11 protein-coding genes are annotated in these 11,157 nt (G+C 49.3%); 9 read left to right on the top strand and 2 right to left on the bottom strand.

Features of this window, described 5'->3' with window-relative positions; all coding sequences use genetic code 11:
* The 4 genes from AC3WRW_RS17785 to AC3WRW_RS17770 all read left to right on the top strand — a co-directional run.
* Positions 1-916: amidase domain-containing protein (locus AC3WRW_RS17785; protein WP_492547640.1), on the top strand; the 916-nt coding region annotated here is incomplete at its 5' end.
* 466 nt (positions 917-1,382) lie between these two features.
* Complete coding sequence (locus AC3WRW_RS17780) at positions 1,383-1,538, top strand: group II intron maturase-specific domain-containing protein (protein ID WP_492547639.1); 156 nt, start codon at positions 1,383-1,385, stop codon at positions 1,536-1,538.
* Positions 1,539-1,891: 353 nt separating this feature from the next.
* On the top strand, positions 1,892-2,734 hold the full coding sequence (locus AC3WRW_RS17775) for an SDR family oxidoreductase (RefSeq protein WP_492547638.1): 843 nt from the start codon (positions 1,892-1,894) through the stop codon (positions 2,732-2,734).
* A gap of 39 nt (positions 2,735-2,773) precedes the next feature.
* The gene (locus tag AC3WRW_RS17770) at positions 2,774-3,283 is read left to right on the top strand and encodes a hypothetical protein (RefSeq protein ID WP_492547637.1); all 510 of its coding nucleotides are present in this window, start codon (positions 2,774-2,776) and stop codon (positions 3,281-3,283) included.
* Between the two features lie 376 nt (positions 3,284-3,659).
* On the opposite strand, the gene AC3WRW_RS17765 is transcribed toward AC3WRW_RS17770, so the two are convergent.
* Together AC3WRW_RS17765 and AC3WRW_RS17760 are read right to left on the bottom strand one after the other, a co-directional pair.
* A complete protein-coding gene (locus tag AC3WRW_RS17765; protein ID WP_492547636.1) occupies positions 3,660-3,971 on the bottom strand; it encodes a hypothetical protein in 312 nt (103 codons plus the stop codon).
* Complete coding sequence (locus AC3WRW_RS17760) at positions 3,968-4,993, bottom strand: LacI family DNA-binding transcriptional regulator (protein ID WP_492547635.1); 1,026 nt, start codon at positions 4,991-4,993, stop codon at positions 3,968-3,970. Before AC3WRW_RS17760 ends, AC3WRW_RS17765 begins: the two co-directional genes overlap by 4 nt.
* Before the next feature lie 131 nt (positions 4,994-5,124).
* On the opposite strand from AC3WRW_RS17760, the gene fucU reads away from it, so the two are divergent.
* The 5 genes from fucU (at position 5,125) to AC3WRW_RS17735 (ending at position 11,107) form a co-directional block, all read left to right on the top strand.
* On the top strand, positions 5,125-5,550 hold the full coding sequence (gene fucU / locus AC3WRW_RS17755; protein ID WP_492547634.1) for an L-fucose mutarotase: 426 nt from the start codon (positions 5,125-5,127) through the stop codon (positions 5,548-5,550).
* 79 nt (positions 5,551-5,629) lie between these two features.
* The gene (locus tag AC3WRW_RS17750; RefSeq protein WP_492547633.1) at positions 5,630-7,420 is read left to right on the top strand and encodes an L-fucose isomerase; all 1,791 of its coding nucleotides are present in this window, start codon (positions 5,630-5,632) and stop codon (positions 7,418-7,420) included.
* 41 nt (positions 7,421-7,461) lie between these two features.
* Positions 7,462-8,940 carry a rhamnulokinase gene (locus AC3WRW_RS17745; RefSeq protein ID WP_492547644.1) on the top strand — a complete coding sequence of 493 codons (1,479 nt, stop codon included), beginning with the start codon at positions 7,462-7,464 and terminating at the stop codon, positions 8,938-8,940.
* A 7-nt stretch (positions 8,941-8,947) separates the two neighbouring features.
* On the top strand, positions 8,948-9,607 hold the full coding sequence (locus AC3WRW_RS17740) for a class II aldolase/adducin family protein (RefSeq protein ID WP_492547632.1): 660 nt from the start codon (positions 8,948-8,950) through the stop codon (positions 9,605-9,607).
* A 177-nt stretch (positions 9,608-9,784) separates the two neighbouring features.
* Positions 9,785-11,107 (top strand): response regulator, encoded by a 1,323-nt coding sequence (locus AC3WRW_RS17735; RefSeq protein ID WP_492547631.1) that lies wholly within the window; start codon positions 9,785-9,787, stop codon positions 11,105-11,107.
* Positions 11,108-11,157 lie beyond the last annotated feature (50 nt).

Genomic DNA, 11,157 nt, shown 5'->3' with positions numbered 1-11,157 from the left:
AAGGTCGGTAGAGATAAAAGAAAAAAAACCCAAAAAAATGTTATCTGAATATGATGAAGCACTAGTAATGATTAAGTTCATGGAAGAAGTAAATGAAAAAAAACTACAGGATTATCGTTTTGAGTTCACTAAACTCAATGTGCAAAAAATAAATGATAAGACTGTTGTCACTGGTGATCTTACTCAATATTTTACATGGGAAAATACAACAGCAGAGACTGCTTTTAAAGATCAAGTGACACTAACCCTCGATGCTAATGAGAATATTGAATCATTTACTTTACCGAAAACACTAAACGACACATCAAATACGATACTTAAGGCAAACGAACTTAAATCTAAATCTGATATTAAGGATATTGAAAGATCAATCACGTATCCTGAAGCAATTACTCCAATGTCGTCTAGCGCATGGACACCTTATACATATAATCGGAATTCAGCTGCTAATTATGCCTTGCAGTACGCAATAAGTAATAATCCTAGTTATACGACATTTACTGAGGATTGTACTAACTTTGTTTCTCAAGCATTAAACGCTGGAGGAATACCATTACGTAAGCAATCTGTGCCTTATGAAAATTCTCCAAATTGGTGGATTTCACCAGGAACTGCAGGACAAGTTTTATATTCCATACCTTGGGTCCAAGCAAATTCATTTTTCAATTTAATTCGAAGCACAAATACAATAACTGGGATGTCAGTTAACGATCAGTCTCTTCTTGACCTTGGAGATGTAATTAACTATGATAGAGGAAATAATGGCACTAAAGATCATACAGCAATTGTTACTTATAAAGAAGGTTCTTATTCTTATGTATCCTATCATAGTACTAATAGACGCAACGTTCCTTGGGATTATTACATAGTTAACACACCTGACCCAGTTACTGCATACTTTACAGTTATTTATTAAGAAGTATTTTGTACAACCCAATAAAGTTTAAAGGAAAACATCATTCTTTCCTTCCAAGTTACTAGAGAGAAGCAGACATCCCATAGTGGGTGTCTGCTTTTGAGTTTTTGCGTGCCCAGCTAAGCACGCATTTTCTAATCGGTGGAAGTCCGGTCACGGGAGGGGCCAAGCCCCGTGTAGCTAGGATACTTGCATTTGGCGAAATCTGTGTGTAAAAGCGTATCGACGAAAGTATCTGTCAGAGACGGGGCGAGCCACTTACCAGGCCGTAACATGAAGTGAATCCTGCCGCATCGTCAAAAGGCCTCGCAAGAGGGGAGAGAGGAAGCTGAGTTTCGCTCAACTGGACGAAGGAGGGAAGGAGCCCTGCTTTGTTTATGTTTTTGAAGGAGGTAAGAGTCAGTGAATGCCGAACGGTTAACAATACCAAAGGAAAATGTTCAACAACTCCAAAAGAAACTAGGTCATGCGGCCAAGGAGAACAAGAAGCGTAGATTTCATGCGCTCTATGAGGCATAAGTCATTTCTTAAACATGTGGAATGGCTGAATCCAAAAATTCAGGGGTGGAGGAATTTCTATTACACGGCCTACAGCCAAGTAAAGCTGGCCAAGATGGACTAGTACATTCTGTAGAGGTTCACGAAATGGTATGCCAAGATGAGACAACATGCGAGGTTGATAGGTTTATTTCAAGAAGTAAATTTCTTAGTTATTCAATATGGACTCAAAGCGCTTTTGTGATCTGCATGGTGCACATGAATGACGAACATTGGAAAGGGGTATGAGGGAAAACCTTACGTACGGTTTGATGAGGAGGGGCTATGGTCACTATTTCCCCGGAAATAACCCGTTCTTCTCGGGAGTGTAGACGCATGCGAGCACACAGCAATTTCATAACTTTTGCATATCGACATGATGGGGTTTGTGTGGGATTATGAAGGGTAGTGAGTTGAGGGATGAGGGGGAAGTCGGACATGAGTTCTGCGCGCGGGGTCGCGCTGGTGACAGGCGCATCCAGCGGATTCGGCTTATTGACGTCGATTGCGCTGGCTGGGCAAGGATATCGCGTGATCGCAACGATGCGCGATTTGAGCAGGAGCGAGTCTTTGCTTCTGCAAGCTGAAAAAGCAGGCGTAAGCTCAGCTATCGATACCATGTTCCTAGATGTAACGATTCAGACATCGATTGAGACGGCTGTTTCTGATATCATGAAGAAGTATGGACGAATCGATGTGCTGATTAACAATGCCGGCTTCGCTGTTGGCGGTTATGTGGAAGATGTCCCGATGGAAGCTTGGCGATCCCAGCTGGAAACGAATGTGTTTGGCGTCATTGCGACCACAAAGGCCGTTTTGCCATACATGCGCGCCAATCAGTCAGGCTGTATCGTCAATGTGAGCAGTGTAAGCGGGCTGTCCGCGTTTCCGGGCTATGCGCCGTACAGCACGTCCAAGTTCGCGATTGAGGGCTTTAGCGAATCCCTGCGCTTGGAGATGATGCCTTTCGGCGTTCGCGTTGTTCTTGTAGAGCCTGGAGCCTACCGGACGGACATATGGCGCAAAGGCTTCGAGGGCATACATACGACGGAAGCTTCGCCATACTGGCGGCGGCTCGGCAGCATGCTGGCGTACTCGCGGAAAGTGTCCATGGCCGCGCCCGATCCGCAGGAAGTCGCAGACGCGATTGCGCGGTTGGTGGACAAGCGTGGGCCTAAGCTCCGGTATCCGCTTGGTCGCGGCGTGAAGATGGGGCTGTGGGCGAGAAGCTTTTTGCCGTGGAAATGGTATGAAGGCATATTGAATCGATTGTTGAAATGACAGGGAGTCCAAGAACGCAGAAACCAAGGAGTGAAATGAATGTCTCGCAAGTGGGAACGAATGGTTAGTAAAAATGCAAAGAAAATAAATAAGGATAGGTCGAAAAGAGGGATTGCCCCGATTTCTACAGACCCTGACCGGGCTGAGGTGTTCAAGGGCAGAAGCATTATGTTAGCGTTGTTTTTCGTTCTGATTTCCGTCTTTCTCCTGTTGACCTTGACCAAAACGAGCGGGGATACGATGTATTGGTATACGACTAGCGCTTACATGGTGGTAGGCTTGTTCGTTTATTTCATTCGCCGGCCTTATTTGAAGGTGAGCAAAACGAGCCTGTCGAAGCGCGGCTTTGCCAGAGAACTGGTGTTAAGTGCGGATAACATTAACGAGATCGTGTACGCTCCGGGGCAAGTCGTCATTCATTTGAAAGGCAAGTCGCCGCGCTGGGTGTATAACAGGACGCTGAACCGTTTTGATGTGGCGGCGATGGCGGGCAAATTGAAGAAGTTTGCTGAGCAGAACCATGTTGCTTTTGTAGATAAAACGGTGTAAGCGTACGCGGGGGTTGCCCTTGAAGGTGTGAAAGCCCTTCTGGGGCGGCCAAAAGAGCCTGTCCCATATGTACGAAAAAGGCAAGGTAACATAACGGGAGAAACTCCCTCTAAATTGCTCGAATGAGGACCTCGCAGGAATTTAGCAGGAGAACCTCCCGTTAATTAGACCGGATTTCGTAGATTCTTACGAATCGGTTAAAGTAGAGGGAGTTTTTCCCACTAATTCGATCTGACAAGCATCTGCAGTCCAATTAGAGGGGAATTTTTCTCTTATTCCGACCAAAGAACCATAACCGCACAAAAGGCTGTCCCACAAGTCAGAAATGACTAGGGATAGCCTTTTGTTATATCAGGGGTACCCCAGCTGTCCTTGGTTAATCATACTTCTCCTCATCGATTCGAAGGACATTGTCCATGATCAGCTCGGCTTCCGTCTCAAAGTTGAGATGAAGCGGCGCCGGAAGCGCATCGAGGATATCTTGTACGGCATCGATGCCCAGCAGTTCATCGAAAGTTTGCGGTCCTGGCTCCAGTTCGTAGACCCACTCGCGGAAAGCATCGATAAATAAGTAGAAGGAGGACTGGAATTGGTCCGCGACGGCTTCCTGCTCATCGCTTTGGTAGGACGACATGGCGTTCCAGTTCTGGATGGCTGTTTGAAGGGCTTGCTCAACGTTTGCGTTCATGTAACCTCCTTGGATGCAGCGAGTGGTTGCGTTGACGAGCGGATGAGCAGCTCCGACGGCAAGATCATTTTCCGGCTCTCGGACATCGCCTCGCCTTCGATGCGTTCGATCAGCAGCTGCATGCCCAGCGCGCCGAATTGGTAGGCCGGCTGGGAAGCTACGGTCAGAAACGGATTTATCGCTTCAGCGTGGCCGAAATCGTCGAAGCAGACGACCGACAAATCGCCGGGAACCTGCAAGCCGCGCTTTCTCAAGGCTTGAATCACGCCGACGGCGAGCATGTTGTTGGCGGCAAAGATGGCGGTAGGCGGATCTGCATGATGGATCAGCGCATCTAAGGCCGATTCATCGTGAAAGTCCCGGTAGTTCAGGTGAACTACCAGCGAATCCTCTACAGCCAGACCGTTCAACAGGTGAGCTTCGCGATATCCGGTGTATCGTAAGCGGGCCGTAGAGACATCGGGGGAGCCGTTAATCATGGCAATACGGCGGTGCCCAAGCTTGATTAAGTGCTCCACCAGCTTTCTTGCGCCTTCCTTGCTGTCGCCTAGCACAACATCCGCTTCGATGCCGGGAATTTCGCGGTCAAGCACGACGAAAGGAATATTGTGCTTTTGAAGCTGCTGCAAGTTCTCCAAAGAGTGATCCCCCGTCGGCGCGAAGAGGACGCCATCCACACGAGTCGATAGGATCATATCGACGTAGTCTTTCTCTTTCGCATAATCTTCGTCGCTATTGGCGAACAGCAGCCGGTACCCGGCGCGTAAAGCGGTGTCCTCGGCGCCTCGCGCCAGCGTCGTGTAGAACGGGTTCGTAATATCTGTAATGAGCAATGACAGTATTTTCGTTTTTTGCAAAACGAGGCTGCGAGCCATCGAGTTCGGAATATAATGGAGCTCCTCCATGACTTTCTTTACACGCTTGCGCGTGGCCTCGCTGATGCGGCCTGTGTTATTGATAACCCGGGAAACGGTCATGGCCGACACGCCGGCTTTCTCAGCGATATCATAAATTGTAATCAAATAGCGTCACCTTTTTCAGTCCATGTCTCATGCTATTTGTCTATTGTATAGAAATTAAAGATTGACAGCAAGGTCTAAAGTTGATAATTTTGAGTTATCGGTAACACACATTTATAGAGGAGGATCTGAATATGCTAAAAGGGATACCTGCCATTTTGTCCCCAGAGCTTTTGAAGGTGCTGATGGAGATGGGCCATGGCGATGAGATTGTTTTGGCAGATGGGAACTTTCCTGCAGCAAGTCATGCAAGTCGTCTGCTTCGCTGTGACGGCCATGGCGTACCGGAATTGTTGGAAGCGGTTTTATCTTTGTTCCCGCTGGATAGTTACAGTGATCAACCGGTCGCTTTAATGGCGGTGGTCCCGGGCGATAAGGTGGAAACGCCGATCTGGGGCACATACGAAGAGCTGATACAGAAGCATATGAAGCCGGAGATTGCGTATGTGGAACGCTTTGCATTTTATGAACGGGCGAAGAAAGCATATGCTATTGTGGCAACGAGCGAGAAAGCGCTGTATGCCAATGTGATTTTGAAAAAAGGTGTCATTAGCACATAGTTTGAATTATCGGTAACTCTAAATAAGTCGAAATTTGGCAGCATATATCCCAATAACCCAAAACTGAGGAGGCTATTAAATGGCACACAGCACACACAGATGGAACCAAGAGTTCCCAAAGATCGGGATCAGGCCCACGATTGACGGCAGAAGAAAAGGAGTTCGTGAATCGCTCGAAGAGCAGACGATGAACATGGCGAAAGCCGTTGCCGCTCTACTAAGCGAAACATTGAAATATCCAAATGGCGAGCCTGTCGAATGTGTCATTGCGGACACGTGCATCGGCGGCGTGGCCGAGGCGGCGGCGGCAGCGAGCAAATTCACGAAATCAGGTGTAGGCGTATCCATCACGGTTACTCCTTGCTGGTGTTACGGAACAGAAACGATGGATATGGACCCATCCACACCGAAGGCGATTTGGGGCTTCAACGGAACGGAGCGTCCGGGCGCGGTTTATTTGGCGGCTGTTTTATCGGGCCACGCGCAAAAAGGCATTCCCGCATTCGGCATTTACGGCAAGGATGTGCAGGACGCCGGTACGACGGATATTCCGCAGGACGTTCAGGAGAAGCTGATCCGTTTCTCGAAGGCAGGTCTTGCTGCCGCTTATATGAAAGGCAAATCGTACTTGGCGATTGGCTCCGTCTCCATGGGGATTGCCGGTTCGATCGTGAACGAGGAGCTGTTCCAGAACTATTTGGGCATGCGCAACGAATATGTCGATATGTCTGAGCTGGTGCGCCGCATTGATGAGGAAATTTTCGATCCGGAAGAATATCAGTTGGCCTTGAACTGGGTAAAAGAGAATTGCGCCGAAGGACCGGATAAAAATCCCGCCCAGATCCAAACAACCCGCGAAAGAAAAGATCAAGATTGGGAAACCGTCGTGAAAATGTCCTTGATCGTCAGAGACTTGATGGTAGGGAACCCGCGTCTGGCCGATCTGGAGTTCGGAGAAGAAGCGCTTGGTCACAACGCGATCCTTTCCGGTTTCCAAGGACAGCGCCACTGGACAGATCATTTCCCGAACGGCGACTTCATGGAAGCTATTTTGAATACGTCCTTTGACTGGAACGGCAAGCGCGCGCCTTATTTGGTCGCAACCGAAAATGACAGCTTGAATGGGGTTGCGATGCTTTTCGGCAATCTGCTCACGAATACCGCGCAAATTTTTGCAGACGTAAGAACGTACTGGAGTCCTGATGCGGTCAAACGTGTAACCGGGCACACGTTAAGCGGTGCGGGGAAAGACGGCATTCTCCATTTAATAAACTCAGGCCCGGCGGCACTCGACGGGACAGGTGAGCAGACGCGTGACGGCCAGCCCGTTATGAAGCCATACTGGGAAATCACCGACGAAGAAGTGGACAAATGTCTGAAAGCGACTTCTTGGCGTCCGGCTTCCGTTGAGTATTTCCGCGGTGGCGGCTACTCGACAGATTTCTTGACCAAAGGCGGCATGCCTGTCACGATGTCACGGATCAACCTTGTGAAGGGCTTAGGACCAGTGCTGCAATTGGCGGAAGGCTACTCGGTGGATCTGCCTGAAGACGTTCATAAAACATTGGATGATCGCACGGATTCGACGTGGCCGACGACATGGTTTGCTCCTATTTTGACAGGGGAAGGTTCATTTACGGATGTGTATGCGGTAATGGATAACTGGGGCTCGAACCACGGTTCGATCAGCTATGGCCACATCGGAGCGGATTTGATCACGTTGGCGGCGGTCCTACGAATTCCGGTTTCCATGCATAACGTGGCCAAAGAGCATATCTTCCGCCCGCGTGTCTGGAGCAATTTCGGAACGTCCGATCCTGAAGGCGCGGATTTCAGAGCTTGCAGCTCCTTCGGTCCTTTATACAAGTAACAGGAATTGAGGTGGCACCTGTGGGAGCGAACTCTTTGAATATGTTGGCCGTCGATTTCGGCGCTAGCAGCGGCAGAACGATACTCGGACGATGGAACGGCTCCAAGCTTTCGGTAGAAGAAATTCACCGTTTCGCCAATGATCCCGTTGAGCTTAACGGTAGATTGTTTTGGGATTTTCTAAGGCTTTTTCATGAGCTGAAAAAAGGAATCCATGCCTTTAAGCAGCAGGCATCCGGAAGTCCGGCATCGATTGCCGTCGATACGTGGGGTGTGGATTACGGCTTTGTGGACGGCAAAGGGAGGCTGCTCGGCAATCCGTATCATTACAGGGAAGCCCGCAATGCACAGGCCATGGAGGCCATGCTGCAGCAGACCACTCCGCAAGAATTATACAGCAGGTCGGGGATTCAGCCCTTATCTTTTAATACGATTTTTCAGCTGTATGCCGAGCGCAGCGAGCAGGGATTAACGCTGCCGGAGGATGTTCGTCTGCTCTTGATGCCGGACTTATTCCGCTTCTATTTATCCGGCATTCGCTCTACGGAGTACACGATCGCGAGCACAACCGGGCTGCTCGATTCGGCGGCAAGGGACTGGGATAAGGGCTTGCTGCACAAGCTTGGTATTCCGGCCGGTTTGTTCACCGACATTGTGATGCCGGGAACGATGGAAGGCAATCTGCGCAAAGACATTGCAGAGGAGCTGCAAATCGGCGGTATGTCTGTCATCGCGACAGCTTCGCATGACACGGCTTCGGCGGTTGTGTCTATTCCTTCTTTGGAGAAAGATTACGCGTTCATTTCCTGCGGCACTTGGTCGCTAATGGGCGTTGAAATCGATCAGCCGATCCTTACCGAAGAAAGCCTTCGCTACGGCTTTACGAATGAAGGCGGAGCCGAGCACAAAATTCGCATGCTAAAAAATATTATGGGCCTTTGGCTGCTCCAAGAATGCAAAAGACAGTGGGAGCTGGAGGGAGAATCCCTCAGCTACGCTCAAATGCAGGAGATGGCGAAGGCGGAGCCCGGGCTGCAAAGCTACGTGGATGCGCAGGACCCGGTCTTCCTGGCTCCGGGCAATATGCCTGAGCGCATTCGGCGCTATTGCGTCCAAACGGGGCAAGCCGTGCCCCAAACAAAAGCGGAGCTCATCCGCTGCGTAGTGGACAGTTTGGCGATGAAATTCAAGCAAACGCTGGATGAAATCGAAGAGCTGCTCGGCAGGAAGCTTCAAACGATTCATATGGTAGGCGGCGGCATTCAAAATCAGCTGCTCTGTCAGCTAACCGCGAATGCGACCGGACGTCCGGTCATCGCCGGTCCTGTCGAAGCGACGGCCATCGGCAATATCATGATGCAGGTTAAAGCGCATGGCGAGGTTCAGTCGCTGGATCAGATTCGCCAGGCCGTCCGGGATTCTTTTCCTCCGGATCGCTATGAGTCTAAGGACGGGGCCGAGTGGCAGGAGGCTTACCAAACCTATTTGCAAGTCATTGCCAAGAGAATTGTAAGGAGCTGAAGACGCGATGTCTGAGCAACATATAAGAGAAGAATTAACGAAGTATGCCCGTAAAAGTGTAGCCAAAGGCCTCGTCGTAGGGCCGGGCGGCAATATCAGCGCAAGATTCGAGGATACGATGTATCTTTCGCCGAGCGGATTTGCCCTGGAAGACATTGAGCCGGAGCAGTGGGTGCCGGTTGATATCCCTTCGGGAACCATTTTGGATAAAACGTTTCGTCCGTCGTCTGAAGTGCTCATGCACTTATTCTGCTATCGCGTGAACCCGAACATGACGGCGATCGTGCATACGCATCCGGCTTATTGCATTGCATTGACGCTTGTTGACGACGAGCTGCCTATGCTGTTCCCGGATCAAGCTGCGCTTGTCGGCGATGTGGCTTTCGTGCCGTATGTCGTGCCGACGACCGATAAGCTCGCTAATCTTGTAGCGGAAAAAGCGGATCGTTACAGCTCGATTTTGCTCAAAAATCATGGACTCGTCACGACCGGCAAAAATTTGCGCGAAGCCTACTACCGCACCGAAGTGATGGAAGAAAGCGCAAAGATTTACCTCATCGCCAAATCGGTCGGTACGCCGAGAAGGCTGACCGAGGAAGAGTACAAGGAAATTCAAGGCTTGGAAAGCGAAGCTTACCGCGTCAATTTATTGCAGCAAATGAAATAATGCATCCTGCGATAAACCCGTTCTCATCGATACGTGATGGGGGCGGGTTTTTATTTGGGTTTAGCAAGGTCTCCCTCCCATATATCCGACACGAAATTCGTAATAATACACATAGGAAACCCATCTGTTGTACAATAGAATGTAATATATGCTTGAAAAGAATGCCGAGGTGGCCCCATGGTTAATATTTTAGTCGTAGATGACGAGCCGATGATTTGCAAAGGTGTTGCGACCATATTGAAGCAGTCCAAGCTGGATATCGGCGAGGTTTTTATGGCATATAACGGATTTGAAGCGCTGGATTTTATCCATTTGGAGAAAATTGATCTCGTGTTTACCGATATTCAAATGGAAAAAATGAACGGCATTGAATTGATAGAAAACATATTCATGGAAGATCCGTCCATCCCGATCGTCATTTTGTCCGCCCACGGCGAGTTTGAATACGCCCAGAAAGCGATCCGTTTCGGAGCCAAGGAATACTTGGTTAAGCCGATTACTCCGCCTCATCTCATTGCGATAACGGCGAAGCTGCTCAAGGAAAAGGAAGAACGGCAGCAGCATTTTTCCAATTGGGAAGGCAATCGAACGCTGGCGGACATTACGTCGCTGGAGATGAACTATTATTTAAGTGAGATCGTCACGGGAACCGTCCATGAATCCGAAGTGCAAGGCATCCTTGAGAAGATCGGTAACCGCTTGTCCGGCCCGCATTACAGCATGCTCGTGATCAAGTTGTTTCTAGACCGTGGCGGCATCCGCGATGAGCAGATATCCACGATGAAGGACCGCAGCCTTTTGAAATACGCCGCTTTGAATATTATCGAGGAAACCGCGAGCCAGTGGAGTCATCTTGTCTTCAACACCCACAACTCGACCTTCTCCTTGCTGATGCAAGTTCCCGAGGAAGAGAAACGAGGCACGCTCCGTATTAATCAAATGCTGATGGTAGCCCAAATGACGCACGCGAATTTGCAGAAATACGTTAATGTGAAATGCCAAATCGGCATCAGCCGCATCCGGGAAGGCATCACCCAGTGGCCTGTCATTTACAAAGAAGCGATGGAGAGCTTAACTTGGGGCGAGACGCGGAAAGACCACTACATGTTCTACATCGAGGACATCGGCAAAACGACGAATGAGCAGAGTTTAACGAGCACACAGGTGGATGAGGCGAACAATCGCATTGTTTTTGATACGAAAACGTATATTGAAGGCCACTTTTGCGATAAAGGGCTGAAGCTGCAGGACATCGCAGATAGTGTGCATTTGAGCCCGAATTATTTGAGTTATTTGTTTAAAAGAGTGATGGGCCTGGGCATTTGGGATTATGTGACCCAGCTTCGTATGGAGAAAGGGAAACAGCTCATCCTCACGACCGACAAACGCCGTTACGAGATTTCGGAGGAGATCGGGTACGAATCGCCGGAGCATTTTAGCAAAATATTTAAGAAGCATTTCGGGGTGAATATTTCCGAGATCAAACAGACGGGACCGTAATATGCGACATGATAAGCGTAACAAGGCACATCGCAAGGACGCAAGGGCAC

This window comes from Paenibacillus sp. FW126-R14, from assembly GCF_058789495.1.
This window is presented reverse-complemented; position numbering and strand designations above follow the sequence as displayed.

What these genes read in the sequence shown, in the direction of transcription:
- AC3WRW_RS17780 (WP_492547639.1), top strand. Translation starts at nt 1,383, where the DNA reads ATGCGGCCAAGGAGAACAAGAAGCGTAGATTTCATGCGCTCTATGAGG.
- AC3WRW_RS17775 (WP_492547638.1), top strand. Translation starts at nt 1,892, where the DNA reads ATGAGTTCTGCGCGCGGGGTCGCGCTGGTGACAGGCGCATCCAGCGGA.
- AC3WRW_RS17745 (WP_492547644.1), top strand. Translation starts at nt 7,462, where the DNA reads ATGTTGGCCGTCGATTTCGGCGCTAGCAGCGGCAGAACGATACTCGGA.
- AC3WRW_RS17735 (WP_492547631.1), top strand. Translation starts at nt 9,785, where the DNA reads ATGGTTAATATTTTAGTCGTAGATGACGAGCCGATGATTTGCAAAGGT.
- AC3WRW_RS17765 (WP_492547636.1), bottom strand. Translation starts at nt 3,971, where the DNA reads ATGAACGCAAACGTTGAGCAAGCCCTTCAAACAGCCATCCAGAACTGG.
- fucU (WP_492547634.1), top strand. Translation starts at nt 5,125, where the DNA reads ATGCTAAAAGGGATACCTGCCATTTTGTCCCCAGAGCTTTTGAAGGTG.
- AC3WRW_RS17770 (WP_492547637.1), top strand. Translation starts at nt 2,774, where the DNA reads ATGTCTCGCAAGTGGGAACGAATGGTTAGTAAAAATGCAAAGAAAATA.
- AC3WRW_RS17740 (WP_492547632.1), top strand. Translation starts at nt 8,948, where the DNA reads ATGTCTGAGCAACATATAAGAGAAGAATTAACGAAGTATGCCCGTAAA.
- AC3WRW_RS17750 (WP_492547633.1), top strand. Translation starts at nt 5,630, where the DNA reads ATGGCACACAGCACACACAGATGGAACCAAGAGTTCCCAAAGATCGGG.